Here is a 16,722-nt window from a genome sequence, read left to right as displayed (position 1 = left end):
ACACTATGGATAAGAAATCTGCTCGTATCCGTCGTGCGACCCGCGCACGCCGCAAGCTCAAAGAGCTGGGTGCAACTCGCCTGGTGGTACATCGTACCCCGCGTCACATTTACGCACAGGTAATTGCACCGAACGGTTCTGAAGTTCTGGTAGCTGCTTCTACTGTAGAAAAAGCTATCGCAGAACAATTGAAGTACACCGGTAACAAAGACGCTGCTGCAGCTGTAGGTAAAGCTGTTGCTGAACGCGCTCTGGAAAAAGGCATCAGCAATGTATCCTTTGACCGTTCCGGGTTCCAATATCATGGTCGTGTCCAGGCACTGGCAGATGCTGCCCGTGAAGCTGGCCTTCAGTTCTAAGGTAGAGGTGTAAGATGGCTCACATCGAAAAACAAGCTGGCGAACTGCAGGAAAAGCTGATCGCGGTAAACCGCGTATCTAAAACCGTTAAAGGTGGTCGTATTTTCTCCTTCACAGCTCTGACTGTAGTTGGCGATGGTAACGGTCGCGTTGGTTTTGGTTACGGTAAAGCGCGTGAAGTTCCAGCAGCGATCCAGAAAGCGATGGAAAAAGCCCGTCGCAATATGATTAACGTCGCGCTGAACAACGGCACCCTGCAGCACCCAGTTAAAGGTGTTCACACGGGTTCTCGTGTATTCATGCAGCCAGCTTCAGAAGGTACCGGTATCATCGCCGGTGGTGCAATGCGCGCCGTTCTGGAAGTTGCTGGGGTTCATAACGTTCTGGCTAAAGCATACGGTTCCACCAACCCGATCAACGTGGTTCGTGCAACTATTGATGGCCTGGAAAATATGAATTCTCCAGAAATGGTCGCTGCCAAGCGTGGTAAATCCGTTGAAGAAATTCTGGGGTAATTGACCATGGCAAAGACTATTAAAATCACTCAAACCCGCAGTGCAATCGGTCGTCTGCCGAAACACAAGGCAACGCTGCTTGGCCTGGGTCTGCGTCGTATTGGTCATACCGTTGAGCGCGAGGATACTCCTGCTGTTCGCGGTATGGTCAACGCGGTTTACTTCATGGTTAAAGTTGAGGAGTAAGAGATGCGTTTAAATACTCTGTCTCCGGCCGAAGGCTCTAAAAAGGCGGGTAAACGCCTGGGTCGTGGTATCGGTTCTGGCCTCGGCAAAACCGGTGGTCGTGGTCACAAAGGTCAGAACTCTCGTTCTGGCGGTGGCGTACGTCGCGGTTTCGAGGGTGGCCAGATGCCACTGTACCGTCGTCTGCCGAAGTTCGGCTTCACTTCTCGCAAAGCAGCGATCACAGCGGAAGTCCGTCTGTCTGACCTGGCGAAAGTTGAAGGCGGCGTTGTAGACCTGAACACGCTGAAAGCGGCTAACATTATCGGTATCCAGATCGAGTTCGCGAAAGTGATCCTGGCTGGTGAAGTTTCTACTCCGGTAACTGTTCGTGGCCTGCGTGTTACTAAAGGTGCTCGTGCTGCTATCGAAGCTGCTGGCGGTAAAATTGAGGAATAAGTAGCAGATGGCTAAGCAACCGGGATTAGATTTTCAAAGTGCCAAAGGTGGATTTGGTGAGCTGAAACGCAGACTGCTGTTTGTAATCGGCGCGCTGATTGTGTTCCGTATTGGCTCTTTTATTCCGATCCCTGGTATCGATGCCGCTGTACTTGCCAAACTGCTTGAGCAACAGCGAGGCACCATCATTGAAATGTTTAACATGTTCTCTGGTGGTGCTCTCAGCCGTGCTTCTATCTTCGCGCTGGGTATTATGCCGTATATTTCGGCATCCATTATTATCCAGCTGCTGACGGTCGTTCATCCGGCCCTGGCAGAACTGAAGAAAGAAGGGGAGTCTGGACGTCGTAAGATTAGTCAGTACACCCGCTACGGTACTCTGGTGCTGGCAATATTCCAGTCGATCGGTATTGCTACCGGTCTTCCGAATATGCCTGGTATGCAGGGCCTGGTCTTAAACCCAGGCTTTGCATTCTATTTCACCGCTGTTGTTAGTCTGGTCACAGGGACAATGTTCCTGATGTGGCTCGGCGAACAGATTACTGAACGTGGTATCGGTAACGGTATCTCAATCATTATCTTCGCCGGTATTGTTGCGGGTCTCCCGCCAGCCATCGCCCATACTATCGAGCAAGCGCGTCAAGGCGACCTGCACTTCCTCCTGTTGCTGTTGGTTGCAGTATTAGTATTTGCAGTGACGTTCTTTGTTGTCTTCGTTGAACGTGGTCAACGCCGCATTGTGGTGAACTACGCGAAACGTCAGCAGGGTCGTCGTGTCTATGCTGCACAGAGCACACATTTGCCGCTGAAAGTGAATATGGCAGGGGTAATCCCGGCGATCTTCGCTTCCAGTATTATTCTGTTCCCGGCAACCATCGCGTCATGGTTCGGGGGCGGTACTGGTTGGAACTGGCTGACAACAATTTCGCTGTATTTGCAGCCTGGGCAACCACTTTATGTGTTACTCTATGCGTCTGCGATCATCTTCTTCTGTTTCTTCTACACGGCGTTGGTCTTCAACCCGCGTGAAACAGCAGATAACCTGAAGAAGTCCGGTGCATTTGTACCAGGAATTCGTCCGGGAGAGCAAACGGCGAAGTATATCGATAAAGTAATGACTCGCCTGACTTTGGTTGGTGCGCTTTACATTACTTTTATCTGCCTGATCCCGGAGTTCATGCGTGATGCAATGAAAGTACCGTTCTACTTCGGTGGGACCTCACTGCTTATCGTTGTTGTCGTGATTATGGACTTTATGGCTCAAGTGCAAACTCTGATGATGTCCAGTCAGTATGAGTCTGCATTGAAGAAGGCGAACCTGAAAGGCTACGGCCGCTAATTGGTCGCCTGAGAAGTTACGGAGAGTAAAAATGAAAGTTCGTGCTTCCGTCAAGAAATTATGCCGTAACTGCAAAATCGTTAAGCGTGATGGTGTCATCCGTGTGATTTGCAGTGCCGAGCCGAAGCATAAACAGCGCCAAGGCTGATTATTTCGCATATTTTTCTTGCAAAGTTGGGTTGAGCTGGCTAGATTAGCCAGCCAATCTTTTGTATGTCTGTACGTTTCCATTTGAGTATCCTGAAAACGGGCTTTTCAGCATGGTGCGTACATATTAAATAGTAGGAGTGCATAGTGGCCCGTATAGCAGGCATTAACATTCCTGATCAGAAACATGCTGTGATCGCATTAACTTCGATCTACGGCATCGGCAAGACCCGTTCTAAAGCCATCCTGGCTGCAGCGGGTATCGCTGAAGATGTTAAGATCAGTGAGCTGTCTGAAGGACAAATCGACACGCTGCGTGACGAAGTTGCCAAATTTGTCGTTGAAGGTGATCTGCGCCGTGAAATCAGCATGAGCATCAAGCGCCTGATGGATCTTGGTTGCTATCGCGGTTTGCGTCATCGTCGTGGTCTGCCAGTGCGCGGTCAGCGTACTAAGACCAACGCACGTACCCGTAAGGGTCCGCGCAAACCGATCAAGAAATAATCGGGGTGATTGAATAATGGCAAAGGCACCAATTCGTGCACGTAAACGTGTAAGAAAACAAGTCTCTGACGGCGTGGCTCATATCCATGCTTCTTTCAACAACACCATCGTTACTATTACTGATCGTCAGGGTAACGCATTGGGTTGGGCAACAGCCGGTGGTTCCGGTTTCCGTGGTTCTCGCAAATCCACTCCGTTTGCAGCTCAGGTTGCAGCAGAGCGTTGCGCAGAAGCCGTAAAAGAATACGGCATCAAGAATCTGGAAGTTATGGTTAAAGGTCCGGGTCCGGGTCGTGAATCTACTGTTCGCGCTCTGAACGCCGCTGGTTTCCGCATCACTAATATTACTGATGTGACTCCGATCCCTCATAACGGTTGTCGTCCGCCGAAAAAACGTCGCGTATAACGCTAGTTTTTTAGGTTAGTTGGAGATAGAAAATGGCAAGATATTTGGGTCCTAAGCTCAAGCTGAGCCGTCGTGAGGGCACCGACTTATTCCTTAAGTCTGGCGTTCGCGCGATCGATACCAAGTGTAAAATTGAACAAGCTCCTGGCCAGCACGGTGCGCGTAAACCGCGTCTGTCTGACTATGGTGTGCAGTTGCGTGAAAAGCAAAAAGTTCGCCGTATCTACGGTGTGCTGGAGCGTCAGTTCCGTAACTACTATAAAGAAGCAGCACGTCTGAAAGGCAACACAGGTGAAAACCTGCTGGCTCTGCTGGAAGGTCGTCTGGACAACGTTGTATACCGTATGGGCTTCGGCGCTACTCGTGCTGAATCACGCCAGCTGGTTAGCCACAAAGCAATCATGGTAAACGGTCGTGTTGTTAACATCGCTTCTTATCAGGTTAAAGCGAATGACGTTGTTAGCATTCGTGAGAAAGCGAAAAAGCAATCTCGCGTGAAAGCCGCTCTGGAGCTGGCTGAGCAGCGTGAAAAGCCAACCTGGCTGGAAGTTGATGCTGGCAAGATGGAAGGTACGTTCAAGCGTCAGCCAGAACGTTCTGATCTGTCTGCGGACATTAACGAACACCTGATCGTCGAGCTTTACTCCAAGTAAAGCTTAGTACCAAAGAGAGGACACAATGCAGGGTTCTGTGACAGAGTTTCTAAAACCGCGCCTGGTAGATATCGAGCAAGTGAGTTCGACGCACGCCAAGGTGACCCTTGAGCCTTTAGAGCGTGGCTTTGGCCATACTCTGGGTAACGCACTGCGCCGTATTCTGCTCTCATCGATGCCGGGTTGCGCGGTGACCGAGGTTGAGATTGATGGTGTACTTCATGAGTACAGCACCAAAGAAGGCGTTCAGGAAGATATCCTTGAAATCCTGCTCAACCTGAAAGGGCTGGCGGTGAGAGTTCAGGGTAAAGATGAAGTTATTCTTACTCTGAATAAATCTGGCATTGGCCCTGTGACTGCAGCCGACATCACCCACGACGGTGATGTTGAAATCGTCAAGCCGCAGCACGTGATCTGCCACCTGACCGATGAGAACGCAGCTATTAGCATGCGTATCAAAGTTCAGCGCGGTCGTGGTTATGTGCCGGCTTCTGCCCGAATTCATTCGGAAGAAGATGAGCGCCCAATCGGCCGTCTGCTGGTCGACGCATGCTACAGCCCTGTAGAGCGTATTGCCTACAATGTTGAAGCAGCGCGTGTAGAACAGCGTACCGACCTGGACAAGCTGGTCATCGAAATGGAAACCAATGGCACAATCGATCCTGAAGAGGCGATTCGTCGTGCGGCAACCATCCTGGCAGAACAACTGGAAGCTTTCGTTGACTTACGTGATGTACGTCAGCCGGAAGTGAAAGAAGAGAAACCAGAATTCGATCCGATCCTGCTGCGCCCTGTTGACGATCTCGAATTGACTGTCCGCTCTGCTAACTGCCTTAAGGCAGAAGCTATCCACTATATCGGTGATCTGGTACAGCGTACCGAGGTTGAGTTGCTGAAAACGCCGAACCTGGGTAAAAAATCTCTTACTGAGATTAAAGACGTGCTGGCTTCACGTGGTCTGTCTCTGGGCATGCGCCTGGAAAACTGGCCACCAGCAAGCATTGCTGACGAGTAACCGGATCACAGGTTAAGGTTTTACTGAGAAGGATAAGGTCATGCGCCATCGTAAGAGTGGTCGTCAACTGAACCGCAACAGCAGCCATCGCCAGGCTATGTTCCGCAACATGGCAGGTTCACTGGTTCGTCATGAAATCATCAAGACGACCCTGCCTAAAGCGAAAGAGCTGCGTCGTGTAGTTGAGCCGCTGATTACTCTTGCCAAGACTGACAGCGTTGCTAATCGTCGTCTGGCATTCGCCCGTACTCGTGATAACGAGATCGTGGCAAAACTGTTTAACGAGCTGGGCCCGCGTTTTGCGAGCCGTGCCGGTGGTTACACTCGTATTCTGAAGTGTGGCTTCCGCGCAGGCGACAACGCTCCGATGGCTTACATCGAGCTGGTTGATCGTTCTGAGTCGAAAGCAGAAGCTGCTGCAGAGTAATCTGCAGTAACGTAAAAAAACCCGCTCCGGCGGGTTTTTTTATATCCGCACTATCACCACTTCTCTACAATATCTGTATTAATTCTGTTCATCCCCTGGAGTTTATGATGTGGTTGCTCGACCAGTGGGCAGAACGCCATATTCGCGATGCCCAAACAAAAGGTGAATTCGATAATCTGCCCGGTAGCGGTGAACCGCTCGTGCTGGATGATGATTCGCATATTCCCCCTGAACTACGGGCTGGATATCGCTTACTGAAAAATGCGGGGTGTCTACCCCCGGAGCTCGAACAGCGTAAAGAGGCTGTTGAGCTTGCTGACTTGCTGAAAGGGATCCGTAAAGACGATCCACAGCACGGAGAATTATGTCGCCGGTTGGCTCTGGTTGAACTCAAACTGCGCCAGGCGGGGATTGCTACTGACTTTCTGCATGGTGAGTATAGTGAAAGACTGATGCAGAAGATAAATGAGGAGTAGGCATGTATCGTATCGGTGAACTTGCAAAGCTTGCGAACGTGACACCGGATACCATCCGTTACTATGAAAAGCAGCAGATGATCGATCACGAGGTGCGAACCGAAGGTGGATTCCGTCTCTACACGGACAACGATCTGCAACGGCTGCGGTTTATTCGTTATGCGCGGCAATTGGGGTTCACGCTGGATTCGATCCGCGAGCTATTGTCGATCCGTATCGATCCGGCACATCACACCTGTCAGGAATCGAAAAGCATTGTCCAGGCCCGTCTGGATGAAGTGGAAGCGCGTATTCAGGAGCTGCAAACTATGCAGCGCTCCCTGCAAAGACTGAATGATGCGTGCTGTGGTACAGCTCACAGCAGTATATATTGCTCAATTCTGGAAGCCCTTGAACAAGGGGCCAGTGGAGAAACCCAGGGTTGTTGATTTTTTATCATCCCGGGTCTAGACTCCCCTCGACATAAACCATGCTCAGGAGAAATTATGAGTCACTATCAGCATACGAAGGGACAAATTAAAGATAACGCCATTGAGGCTTTACTTCACGACCCGCTTTTTCGACAGCGAGTTGAAAAGAACAAAAAAGGGAAGGGAAGTTATCTGCGTAAAAACAAGCATGCAAAACGGGGTAACTGGGAGGCCAGTGGCAAGCAAGCGAATCGCTTATTTACCACTGGCCTTCCTGCTTTTAGCTGTTAAACGCGATTATTCTGCTCTTTTAACAGATCGCGAATTTCAGTCAGTAACACTTCTTCTTTCGTTGGGGCAGGTGCCGCAGCAGGCTCTTCTTTTTTACGGTTCAGCCTGTTAATGAGCTTGATGGCCATAAAAATGGCAAACGCTACGATCACGAAATCAAATACGTTCTGAATAAACACGCCATAGTGCATCACAACTGCCGGGATATCCCCCTGGGCTTCCCGAAGCGTGAAGGCGAATTGTTTGAAATCAATGCCCCCAATTAACAGCCCTAAAGGTGGCATGATAATGTCAGCCACTAAAGATGAAACGATCTTGCCGAACGCCGCACCAATAATGACACCCACTGCCAAATCCACTACATTCCCGCGCATCGCAAATTCGCGAAATTCTTTAATAAAACTCATTATGTTCTCCTTGTGCCAGCTGACGACTATAAGTTTAACAAATGATTAGCTAATTGCCATTGGGGATAAATAAACGTTATGAAAATAAAAGGCACAGGAATCAGATGGATAATGCTCAGGTGCTCTGTCACGAGCACCTGAATCATTAAAGGAAGAATGGACTTGGCTGGAATAAACGTTCGACGTCGGTAATAAATTTTTTATCCGTCAGGAACATAATAACGTGATCGCCTTGTTCAATACGCAAATTATCATTGGCAATCATGACATCATTCCCGCGTACTACGGCGCCGATGATTGTGCCAGGCGGCAGCTTAATTTCATCAATGGCACGACCCACTACGCGTGATGTGGTTTCATCACCGTGAGCGACAGCTTCAATGGCTTCAGCGACGCCGCGACGCAGTGATGACACGCCAACAATGTCGGCTTTACGTACATGGCTCAGCAGTGCGGAAATCGTTGCCTGCTGCGGCGAAATCGCAATATCAATCACGCTCCCCTGCACCAGGTCAACATAGGCACGACGCTGAATAAGCACCATCACCTTTTTTGCCCCCATGCGTTTGGCGAGCATGGCGGACATAATATTTGCTTCATCGTCGTTGGTGACGGCAATAAACAGATCAACTTGATCGATATGCTCTTCGGCCAGTAATTCCTGATCCGATGCATCACCATAAAACACGATCGTGTTTTGTAACTTTTCTGCGAGTTCAGAGGCACGCTGTTGATCGCGCTCGATCAATTTTACGCTGTAGTCTTTTTCCAGACGGCGGGCGAGACCTGCGCCGATATTACCACCGCCGACCAGCATGATGCGTTTGTAGGGCTTTTCGAGGCGCTGAAGTTCACTCATAACGGCACGAATATGTTGAGAGGCAGCAATGAAGAAGACTTCATCTCCTGCTTCGACAATGGTCGAGCCCTGAGGTCGAATAGGTCTGTCGTGACGGAAAATGGCTGCGACGCGGGTATCGATATGCGGCATATGTTCGCGCATAGTAGACAGCGCGTTTCCGATCAACGGACCACCATAATAGGCCTTAACGACGGCCAGACTCACTTTCCCTTCTGCAAAGTTCACGACCTGCAGTGCGCCGGGATATTCGATCAGGCGATAAATATTATCGATAACCAGCTGTTCCGGCGCGATGAGATGGTCAATTGGTACTGCTTCTGAGTTAAAGAGTTTTTCCGCATCGCGGACATAATCCGGGGAGCGGATACGGGCGATTCGGTTCGGTGTGTTGAAAAGCGAATAGGCCACCTGACAAGCGACCATATTGGTTTCATCAGAGCTGGTCACGGCCACTAACATATCGGCATCGTCAGCACCGGCTTCACGGAGGACACGTGGATGCGAACCGTGCCCCTGCACAACGCGAAGGTCAAATTTATCCTGCAGAACGCGCAGTCGATCGCCGTTGGTATCGACGATCGTAATGTCGTTGTTTTCACCTACAAGGTTTTCCGCCAGCGTCCCGCCGACCTGTCCTGCGCCCAGAATGATAATCTTCATATCTCGTGACCTGTTCTCAACATCACTCTTTGATTAGCTTAGCGTAAAAGAAGCCATCACCCTCTTCAGCGCCAGGCAGGTTCTGCTGGCCCGGATGCTCCGGTGTCCCCGTCTCGCGTAGCGTAGCGCCAGGGGTGCGTTTAAGGAAAGCCGAAATTTGCTGACTGTTCTCTTCAGGAAGTATGGAACACGTTGCATAGACCAGCGTTCCACCTGGTTTCAGGTGTGGCCAAATGGCATCAAGGATCTCGGATTGCAGTTGTGCAAGCTCCTTAATATCACGATCGCGACGCAGCCACTTAATGTCCGGATGACGGCGAATAACGCCGGTTGCCGAGCAGGGAGCATCCAGCAAGATACGGTCGAATTGCATCTCGCCACACCATTCTGCGGGCTTACGTCCGTCGCCTTGCTTAACCTGTGCCTTCATTCCTAAACGCTTCAGGTTATCGTAGACACGCGAAAGACGCTGCTCATCAACATCTACAGCCATTACGTTTGCCTGCGGTGCGACTTCCAGAATATGCGTCGTTTTGCCGCCAGGCGCGGCACACAGGTCGAGGATCTGTTCACCATTTTTGGGCTCGAGCCAGGTCATACAGCCCTGGGCAGAAGCGTCCTGAACGGTTACCCAGCCCTCATCGAACCCGGGTAATGCGTGCACCGGCACAGGAGAGGCTAAACGCACGGCATCAGGATAGGCGTCATGCGTGAAACCACTCATTCCGGCTTCTTCCAGCAAGGCCAGCCAGGCATCGCGGGTATGATGATTACGGTTAACGCGTAACCACATCGGCGGACGTTGATTATTCGCTTCGGCAATCTCCTGCCACCGTTGCGGGTACGCTTTTTTGAGGCGATTCAGAAGCCAGTCGGGGTGCAGGAAACGGGTTTCGCTTTGCTCAAATTCCGCCAGAAGTTCTTCCTGCTGGCGCTGGAACTGACGCAGTACGCCGTTGATCAGTCCTTTGAGCTGGGGACGTTTAATCACGACGGCGCCTTCTACCGTCTCAGCCAACGCAGCATGAGGTGGGATACGGGTATGAAGAAGCTGATAAAAGCCAACCATAATCAAATAATGCACGGTACGCTGCTTTCCGGTCATGGGGCGCGACATCAGCTTATTAATCAGCCACTCAAGCTGAGAAAGGGTGCGCAGGACGCCAAAACAGAGCTCCTGAAGCAGAGCTTTGTCTTTGTCGGACACTTTTTGCTGCAGTGGAGGCAGGACATTACTGAGTGACTGACCCTGCTCGACAACCTGCTCAACGGCCTGTGCCGCCAGACTGCGTAGATTTTGTTTTTTCATAACCGTAAAAATAAAAATGCCCGGAAACACCGGGCTTTAAGTATAAAGTTGCTCAGGCAAGACGAGTGCCAGGGATAAACCATTCGCGACGGGAATTTAACAGATCCTGAGCGCTCATCGCCTTTTTACCCGCTGGCTGCAGTGATTCCAGATTCAGGATCCCTTCCGCGGTTGCCACCTGGATACCGTTCTTGCTGACTTCGATAATTGTTCCGGGCTCAGCAGATGTGTTGCCTTCAATGACGGAGGCTTTCCAGACTTTGACAGGTTGCTCATCGATCATCATCCAGCTCATCGGCCATGGATTAAAGGCGCGAATGCAACGTTCAAGCTGTGCGGCAGAGAGGGACCAGTCGACCCGCGCCTCTTCTTTGCTGAGTTTTTCGGCGTAGGTTACCAGGGCCTCATCCTGAACTTCAGGGGCTGCTGTATTATCAGCAAGCTGCTGCAAAGTTTTGATGAGTCCTTGCGGGCCAAGGTCCGCAAGCTTGTCATACAGCGTGGCGCTGGTATCGTCTGCAGTAATTGGACAGGCCAGTTTATACAGCATGTCGCCAGTGTCTAAACCTACATCCATCTTCATGATGGTAACACCGGTTTCAGCATCACCCGCCCACAGCGAACGTTGGATCGGCGCCGCACCACGCCAGCGTGGAAGCAAAGAACCATGTACGTTGATACAACCCAGTCGTGGCATATCCAGCACGGCTTTCGGCAGAATTAACCCATAAGCCACCACCACCATGACATCGGCATTCAGGCCAGCAACAAGCTGCTGGTTTTCCGGGGGCCGCAGGGATGCTGGCTGATAAACCGGTAACCCGTGTTCTTCTGCCAGCACTTTCACCGGGCTGGGCATCAGTTTTTTACCACGGCCTGCCGGGCGATCCGGTTGGGTAAAAACGCCAACAACCTGGTGGCCAGAAGATAACAGCGCGTCAAGATGACGCGCTGCAAAATCAGGGGTACCCGCGAAGATAATACGTAGTGTTTTAGACACGATGATCCTTGTATCCGGGGGGATGTTATGCGCGGGAGCGCAAACGATCCAGTTTCTCTACTTTCTGACGAATACGTTGCTGCTTCAGTGGTGAGAGGTAATCGATAAACAGTTTACCGACCAGGTGATCCATCTCATGCTGAATACAAATCGCCAGCAGATCGTCTGCTTCCAGTTCGAACGGGTTGCCTTCACGATCCAGGGCGCGAATTTTCACTTTTTCGGCACGTGGAACTAAAGCACGCTGTTCAGGAATGGACAGACAACCTTCCTCAATACCTGTTTCACCGCTCTTTTCCAACAGCTCAGGGTTGATCAGCACCAGACGGCCATCGCGATTCTCAGAAACGTCGATCACGATAATACGCTTGTGAATGTCCACCTGAGTTGCCGCAAGGCCAATGCCTTCTTCGGCGTACATGGTATCGAACATATCATCAACGATACGCTGAATTTCTGCATTCACTTCTTTGACCGGTTCAGCGACGATGCGAAGGCGCTCGTCCGGAATATGTAACACTTGCAAAACTGCCATAAATTTCCAGAGTCGTGTTCAGGAGTTGATAAGAATATTATCTCTATTCTAGACAAATCCCCCATCGATTGACAGCATCCGTGACCAATCGCAATGATTGCAGAGGCTGCTTATGGCAGGGAAAAGGATGACATCTACCGAGATATGGTTACGGCTAATCAATACAGGCTCTCTGTGTGGGGATCAGATGCTGGCAGCGGCAGCACGGCTACATATGCAGGCAAGGATTGATGATGTCGTTGTCAGAGATGCCGGGCTGTCAACAAAGCAGGTTCAACGGTTCTTTGTGCTCAATGAAAGTGAACTGCAACGTAATCTGGCGTGGCTTGAACAGCCAGAAAACCATTTGCTGACGGCGGATGATCCTCGTTATCCCCCTTTACTCCGCACGATCCCTGACTATCCCGGGGCATTGTTTGTTAAAGGCAATCCTGAAGCCCTCAACTCTGTTCAACTGGCGGTTGTCGGAAGCCGCGCGCCATCGTGGTACGGTGAGCGATGGGGGAAAATCCTGTGTGAACAACTCTCACAAAGTGGTTTCACGATCACCAGCGGGCTGGCCTGCGGTATTGACGGCATCGCTCATCACGCCACGCTGTCGGCAAAAGGGAGAAGTGTCGCGGTGCTTGGGAACGGGCTTTTTAGCATTTATCCCCGTCGGCATCAGGCTCTGGCTGCACGGCTTATCGAATCAGAGGGGGCTATTGTGTCGGAGTTCCCGCTGTCAGCGCCGCCCTGGCCGGCAAATTTTCCACGTCGTAACCGAATTATCAGCGGTCTGAGTCTGGGTGTGCTGGTGGTGGAGGCCGCTTTAAGAAGCGGCTCACTCGTCACGGCACGGTATGCGCTAGAACAGGGGCGAGAAGTCTTTGCCTTACCTGGCCCGATAGGTAACCCCGGGTGTGAGGGGCCGCACTGGCTAATCAAGCAGGGTGCAACACCCGTAACGGACGCAGGGGACATCCTTGAAAATTTGCGATATGGCTTGCACTGGTTAACAGACGAACCCGAAAAGCGACATTTTTCATCAGATCAGGAGAACGTGGCATTGCCATTTCCCAGCCTCCTGGCTAACGTAGGAGATGAGGTAACACCTGTTGACGTTGTCGCTGAACGTGCCGGCCAACCTGTGCCAGTAACGGTAGCACAGCTACTCGAACTGGAGTTAGCAGGGTGGATCGCAGCTGTACCCGGCGGCTATGTCCGATTAAGGAGGGCAAGCCATGTTCGACGTACTGATGTATTTGTTTGAGACTTACATCCATAACGAAGCAGAAATGCGAGTGGATCAGGACAAATTGACACAGGATCTTACCGATGCGGGGTTTGAGCGGGAAGATATTTATAATGCGTTGATGTGGCTGGAAAAACTGGCTGATTATCAGGAAGGCCTTGCCGAACCGATGCAGCTAGCTTCTGACCCATTGTCTGTGCGCATCTATACAGCTGAAGAGTGTGAAAGGCTGGACGCCAGCTGCCGGGGATTCATCTTATTCCTTGAGCAGATTCAGGTGCTAAACCTCGAAACAAGAGAAATGGTGATAGAGCGTGTCATGGCGCTGGATACGGCAGAGTTTGAACTGGATGACCTCAAGTGGGTGATCCTGATGGTTCTGTTTAATATCCCGGGCTGTGAAAATGCCTATCAGCAAATGGAAGAATTACTCTTTGAAGTGAATGAAGGTATGCTGCACTAATTCAATGTGCAGCACCAAGAGTTGTTATGGCCAAATCAGCACTGTTCACGGTGCATAAAAACGAGCCCTGCCCACAGTGCGGGGCTGAACTTGTCATTCGGTCCGGGAAACACGGTCCGTTTCTCGGTTGTTCACACTATCCGGAATGTGATTATGTTCGTCCCCTGAAGAGCCAGGCGGACGGACATATCGTTAAAATTCTGGAGGGGCAACTTTGCCCACAGTGCGGCGGTGAACTGGCGTTACGCCAGGGCCGTTTTGGTATGTTTATTGGTTGCAGTCGCTATCCTGAATGTGAGCATACAGAACAAATTGATAAGCCAGATGAAACAGCAATTGCCTGTCCCCAGTGCCAGCGTGGACAACTGGTACAGCGTCGTTCTCGTTTTGGCAAGACCTTCCATTCCTGCGATCGCTATCCTGAATGCCAGTTCGTTATCAATTTTAAACCGGTAGCGGGTATCTGCCCTCATTGCGATTATCCGTTACTTATAGAGAAGAAAACGGCGCAAGGTATGAAACGCTTTTGTGCCAGTAAACAATGTGGAAAGCCGGTTTCGGCGGATTAAACCTGTGAATAATAACCTGCCATCAGGATCCATTGCGCATGCAGTGGAGGTTCTGAAAAATGAAGAAGTCATCGCCTATCCAACAGAAGCTGTCTTTGGGGTCGGTTGCGATCCTGACAGCGAGACAGCTGTGAATCGCTTACTTACGCTAAAACAGAGACCTGTCGAAAAAGGATTGATTTTGATCGCTGCTAATTATGAGCAGCTTAAACCTTATATTGATGATTCCATGCTCACGCCGGCGCAACGGGATACCATTTTCTCTGCGTGGCCAGGGCCGGTGACCTTTGTTTTCCCGGCGCAGCCAACAACGCCCCGCTGGTTAACAGGCCGTTTCGATTCCCTCGCTGTCCGTGTCACCGATCATCCGCTGGTGGTTGAGCTATGTCTGGCGTTTGGTAAACCGCTGGTCTCAACCAGTGCCAACCTTACCGGGCAGCCTCCTTGCCGGAGCACCGAAGAGGTGCTGGCGCAGTTCGGGAATGACTTCCCGGTAGCCGTCGGTGAAACCGGAGGTCGTCTTAATCCATCGGAAATCCGCGACGCCTTGACCGGCGAACGTTTTCGCCAGGGGTAATATGATGGAAACCTATGCCGTTTTTGGTAATCCGATCGCACACAGCAAGTCGCCGTTGATCCATCAGCAGTTTGCTGAACAACTGCAGATAGATCATCCCTATGGCCGAGTGCTGGCACCTGTTGACGCCTTTGTTACCACCCTGAATGCTTTTTTTGACGCGGGGGGGAAAGGTGCCAATGTCACAGTGCCTTTTAAAGAAGACGCTTTTGAACGTGCGGATGAGCTGACTGAGCGCGCTTCTCTTGCGGGTGCCGTGAATACGCTTAAACGGCTGGAGGATGGCCGCCTTTTGGGAGACAACACTGACGGAATCGGCTTACTGAGCGATCTGGAAAGGCTCTCATTCATCAAACCCGGGTTCCGGGTTCTGTTGATTGGTGCCGGTGGGGCATCGCGAGGCGTATTGTTACCGCTCCTTTCACTGGATTGTGCGGTCACTATTACCAATCGAACCTTTGCCCGAGCGGAAGCGTTGGCGGCGTTGTTTGCACATACTGGCAGCGTGAGCGCGATCGCTCTTGATGAACTTGCACATCATGAGTTTGATCTTATCATTAATGCCACCTCCAGCGGCATTGGTGGTGAAGTACCGGCGATCCCGTCCTCGTTGATAAACAGCCACCTCTATTGCTACGACATGTTTTATCAGAAAGGGAAAACCCCCTTCCTGAGCTGGTGTGAACAACACGGCGCAAAACATTTGGCTGATGGCCTGGGCATGCTGGTGGGGCAGGCTGCGCATGCAGTACTGCTCTGGCACGGTGTGTTACCCGCTGTAGAACCGGTCATTGAAAAGCTGAAGCAGGAACTTACGACGTGAACCAGGCGATCCACTTTCCCGACAGAGAACACTGGGACGAGAGTAAGCAAGCGGTCTGTTTTCCGGTGCTCGTACACGGAATGCAACTGACATGTGCCATTACCGGTGAAACGTTGAAGCGCCGCTTTGGTGGCTCAACTCCATTAGAGGTATTTTGTGAAAATCGCTGGGATCTTGAGGAGGAAGCCAGCGATTTAATCCGCGATCAGCAGGAAGACGATCAGGGCTGGATCTGGTTGTCCTGATCCAGATACTCATCTTTCCATTTCACGTAATTATTCGCTGAATATTTCAGACCTTCTCTTTCCGCTTCTGTTAAGGGGCGGATCTGCTTTACCGGACTGCCTAAATAGAGATAACCGCTTTCGAGCCGTTTATGTTGTGGGACAAGACTCCCGGCACCAATCATCACGTCATCCTCCACGATGACGCCATCCAGCAGAATCGACCCCATTCCTACCAGTACCCGATTTCCGACCGTGCAGCCGTGAAGCATGACTTTATGGCCGACGGTAACATCCTCTCCGATGAGGAGTGGATTGCCGTCCGGGTTATAGGAGGATTTGTGGGTGACATGCAGCACGCTGCCATCCTGAATATTGGTGCGTGCGCCGATTGCTACGTAGTTAACGTCTCCTCTGATCGCAACGAGCGGCCAGATGCTGACATCGTCGGCCATTCGGACATCGCCAATGACCACACTGCTGGCATCGATCATCACGCGATTGCCTTTTTGTGGGAACAGATCTTTATAAGGACGTAAGACTGCAGACATATCTACCTCGACAGATGAGCGCTATACAGAAGACTTTGATCATATTATTGGATCGAGGCAAGGCAAATTACGTCAATATTTAAGCAGATCGGGCGGGATTTCAGCGAAAAGCGCGGAAAATCAGCAGTCAGAAAAAAAGATCTAAAAAATACTTGTGCTTAAAAATGGGATCCCTATAATGCGCCTCCATCGACACGGCGGATGTGAATCACTTCACAAACAGCCCGGTCGGTTGAAGAGAAAAAATCCTGAAAATCAGGGTTGACTCTGAAAGAGGAAAGCGTAATATACGCCACCTCGCGACAGAGCGCTGAAGCGCGTCGCAACTGCTCTTTAACAATT

26 protein-coding genes are annotated in these 16,722 nt (G+C 51.0%); 20 read left to right on the top strand and 6 right to left on the bottom strand.

Going from position 1 to position 16,722, the window contains the following annotated elements:
* Window positions 1–5: 5 nt before the first annotated feature.
* From rplR to ACTJJI_RS18965, 14 genes are all read left to right on the top strand, one after another.
* Window positions 6–359, top strand: a complete 354-nt coding sequence (gene rplR / locus ACTJJI_RS19030; protein WP_013099023.1) for a 50S ribosomal protein L18 — start codon at window positions 6–8, stop codon at window positions 357–359.
* 14 nt (window positions 360–373) lie between these two features.
* Window positions 374–874: a 30S ribosomal protein S5 gene (gene rpsE, locus ACTJJI_RS19025; protein ID WP_003863299.1), complete on the top strand. Its 501-nt coding sequence runs from the start codon at window positions 374–376 to the stop codon at window positions 872–874.
* Between the two features lie 6 nt (window positions 875–880).
* On the top strand, window positions 881–1,060 hold the full coding sequence (gene rpmD, locus ACTJJI_RS19020) for a 50S ribosomal protein L30 (RefSeq protein ID WP_003863301.1): 180 nt from the start codon (window positions 881–883) through the stop codon (window positions 1,058–1,060).
* Between the two features lie 3 nt (window positions 1,061–1,063).
* The gene (rplO, locus tag ACTJJI_RS19015) at window positions 1,064–1,498 is read left to right on the top strand and encodes a 50S ribosomal protein L15 (protein ID WP_013099022.1); all 435 of its coding nucleotides are present in this window, start codon (window positions 1,064–1,066) and stop codon (window positions 1,496–1,498) included.
* A 7-nt stretch (window positions 1,499–1,505) separates the two neighbouring features.
* Window positions 1,506–2,837: a preprotein translocase subunit SecY gene (gene secY, locus ACTJJI_RS19010; protein ID WP_003863305.1), complete on the top strand. Its 1,332-nt coding sequence runs from the start codon at window positions 1,506–1,508 to the stop codon at window positions 2,835–2,837.
* A 31-nt stretch (window positions 2,838–2,868) separates the two neighbouring features.
* Entirely contained in the window at window positions 2,869–2,985 is a 117-nt protein-coding gene (rpmJ, locus tag ACTJJI_RS19005) for a 50S ribosomal protein L36 (RefSeq protein WP_000868187.1), read from the top strand.
* 146 nt (window positions 2,986–3,131) lie between these two features.
* Window positions 3,132–3,488: a 30S ribosomal protein S13 gene (gene rpsM / locus ACTJJI_RS19000; protein WP_013099021.1), complete on the top strand. Its 357-nt coding sequence runs from the start codon at window positions 3,132–3,134 to the stop codon at window positions 3,486–3,488.
* A 16-nt stretch (window positions 3,489–3,504) separates the two neighbouring features.
* Window positions 3,505–3,894, top strand: coding sequence for a 30S ribosomal protein S11 (rpsK, locus tag ACTJJI_RS18995; RefSeq protein WP_003031137.1), 390 nt, complete (start codon window positions 3,505–3,507; stop codon window positions 3,892–3,894).
* A 32-nt stretch (window positions 3,895–3,926) separates the two neighbouring features.
* Window positions 3,927–4,547 (top strand): 30S ribosomal protein S4, encoded by a 621-nt coding sequence (gene rpsD, locus ACTJJI_RS18990; protein ID WP_003863314.1) that lies wholly within the window; start codon window positions 3,927–3,929, stop codon window positions 4,545–4,547.
* A 25-nt stretch (window positions 4,548–4,572) separates the two neighbouring features.
* Entirely contained in the window at window positions 4,573–5,562 is a 990-nt protein-coding gene (locus ACTJJI_RS18985) for a DNA-directed RNA polymerase subunit alpha (protein WP_002919219.1), read from the top strand.
* Window positions 5,563–5,602: 40 nt separating this feature from the next.
* Window positions 5,603–5,989 carry a 50S ribosomal protein L17 gene (gene rplQ, locus ACTJJI_RS18980; RefSeq protein ID WP_001216372.1) on the top strand — a complete coding sequence of 129 codons (387 nt, stop codon included), beginning with the start codon at window positions 5,603–5,605 and terminating at the stop codon, window positions 5,987–5,989.
* A gap of 107 nt (window positions 5,990–6,096) precedes the next feature.
* Complete coding sequence (locus ACTJJI_RS18975; protein WP_248060806.1) at window positions 6,097–6,465, top strand: DUF1992 domain-containing protein; 369 nt, start codon at window positions 6,097–6,099, stop codon at window positions 6,463–6,465.
* A 2-nt stretch (window positions 6,466–6,467) separates the two neighbouring features.
* Entirely contained in the window at window positions 6,468–6,893 is a 426-nt protein-coding gene (gene zntR / locus ACTJJI_RS18970; RefSeq protein ID WP_014833516.1) for a Zn(2+)-responsive transcriptional regulator, read from the top strand.
* A 57-nt stretch (window positions 6,894–6,950) separates the two neighbouring features.
* Window positions 6,951–7,166: an alternative ribosome-rescue factor A gene (locus ACTJJI_RS18965; RefSeq protein ID WP_013099018.1), complete on the top strand. Its 216-nt coding sequence runs from the start codon at window positions 6,951–6,953 to the stop codon at window positions 7,164–7,166.
* Here the strand turns inward: ACTJJI_RS18965 and mscL are convergent.
* The 5 genes from mscL to def all read right to left on the bottom strand — a co-directional run bounded on the left by mscL (window position 7,163) and on the right by def (window position 11,939).
* The gene (mscL, locus tag ACTJJI_RS18960; protein ID WP_014833515.1) at window positions 7,163–7,573 is read right to left on the bottom strand and encodes a large-conductance mechanosensitive channel protein MscL; all 411 of its coding nucleotides are present in this window, start codon (window positions 7,571–7,573) and stop codon (window positions 7,163–7,165) included. The two genes, ACTJJI_RS18965 and mscL, sit on opposite strands and share 4 nt — an antisense overlap.
* A 145-nt stretch (window positions 7,574–7,718) precedes the next feature.
* The gene (trkA, locus tag ACTJJI_RS18955; RefSeq protein WP_013099016.1) at window positions 7,719–9,095 is read right to left on the bottom strand and encodes a Trk system potassium transporter TrkA; all 1,377 of its coding nucleotides are present in this window, start codon (window positions 9,093–9,095) and stop codon (window positions 7,719–7,721) included.
* Between the two features lie 22 nt (window positions 9,096–9,117).
* Entirely contained in the window at window positions 9,118–10,404 is a 1,287-nt protein-coding gene (rsmB, locus tag ACTJJI_RS18950; protein WP_096928790.1) for a 16S rRNA (cytosine(967)-C(5))-methyltransferase RsmB, read from the bottom strand.
* 52 nt (window positions 10,405–10,456) lie between these two features.
* Window positions 10,457–11,404 carry a methionyl-tRNA formyltransferase gene (gene fmt / locus ACTJJI_RS18945; protein WP_440655201.1) on the bottom strand — a complete coding sequence of 316 codons (948 nt, stop codon included), beginning with the start codon at window positions 11,402–11,404 and terminating at the stop codon, window positions 10,457–10,459.
* Between the two features lie 25 nt (window positions 11,405–11,429).
* Entirely contained in the window at window positions 11,430–11,939 is a 510-nt protein-coding gene (def, locus tag ACTJJI_RS18940; RefSeq protein ID WP_013099013.1) for a peptide deformylase, read from the bottom strand.
* Window positions 11,940–12,066: 127 nt separating this feature from the next.
* Here def and dprA point away from each other — a divergent pair, with 127 nt between their 5' ends.
* From dprA to ACTJJI_RS18910, 6 genes are read left to right on the top strand one after another with little or no spacing between them, the layout of a single operon-like run.
* Window positions 12,067–13,191 (top strand): DNA-protecting protein DprA, encoded by a 1,125-nt coding sequence (gene dprA, locus ACTJJI_RS18935; RefSeq protein WP_096928789.1) that lies wholly within the window; start codon window positions 12,067–12,069, stop codon window positions 13,189–13,191.
* Window positions 13,163–13,636 (top strand): DUF494 family protein Smg, encoded by a 474-nt coding sequence (smg, locus tag ACTJJI_RS18930; RefSeq protein ID WP_013099011.1) that lies wholly within the window; start codon window positions 13,163–13,165, stop codon window positions 13,634–13,636. The genes dprA and smg overlap by 29 nt, the downstream gene beginning before the upstream one ends.
* Window positions 13,637–13,662: 26 nt before the next feature.
* Window positions 13,663–14,205 carry a DNA topoisomerase family protein gene (locus ACTJJI_RS18925; RefSeq protein ID WP_014833511.1) on the top strand — a complete coding sequence of 181 codons (543 nt, stop codon included), beginning with the start codon at window positions 13,663–13,665 and terminating at the stop codon, window positions 14,203–14,205.
* A 4-nt stretch (window positions 14,206–14,209) separates the two neighbouring features.
* Complete coding sequence (tsaC, locus tag ACTJJI_RS18920; RefSeq protein ID WP_014833510.1) at window positions 14,210–14,782, top strand: L-threonylcarbamoyladenylate synthase type 1 TsaC; 573 nt, start codon at window positions 14,210–14,212, stop codon at window positions 14,780–14,782.
* A 4-nt stretch (window positions 14,783–14,786) separates the two neighbouring features.
* Window positions 14,787–15,605 carry a shikimate dehydrogenase gene (gene aroE / locus ACTJJI_RS18915; protein ID WP_046889862.1) on the top strand — a complete coding sequence of 273 codons (819 nt, stop codon included), beginning with the start codon at window positions 14,787–14,789 and terminating at the stop codon, window positions 15,603–15,605.
* The gene (locus ACTJJI_RS18910; protein WP_046889856.1) at window positions 15,602–15,850 is read left to right on the top strand and encodes a DUF1488 domain-containing protein; all 249 of its coding nucleotides are present in this window, start codon (window positions 15,602–15,604) and stop codon (window positions 15,848–15,850) included. Before aroE ends, ACTJJI_RS18910 begins: the two co-directional genes overlap by 4 nt.
* On the opposite strand, the gene ACTJJI_RS18905 is transcribed toward ACTJJI_RS18910, so the two are convergent.
* Window positions 15,826–16,380, bottom strand: coding sequence for a gamma carbonic anhydrase family protein (locus ACTJJI_RS18905; RefSeq protein WP_440655196.1), 555 nt, complete (start codon window positions 16,378–16,380; stop codon window positions 15,826–15,828). The genes ACTJJI_RS18910 and ACTJJI_RS18905 overlap by 25 nt on opposite strands.
* Between the last annotated feature and the right edge of the window lie 342 nt (window positions 16,381–16,722).

Origin of the sequence: Enterobacter sp. 22466 (assembly GCF_052044775.1) — a bacterium.
Taxonomy (GTDB): Bacteria; Pseudomonadota; Gammaproteobacteria; order Enterobacterales; family Enterobacteriaceae; genus Enterobacter; species Enterobacter dissolvens.
The sequence above is the reverse complement of the archived record's forward strand: the minus strand, read 5'-3'. Positions and strand labels throughout refer to the sequence as shown.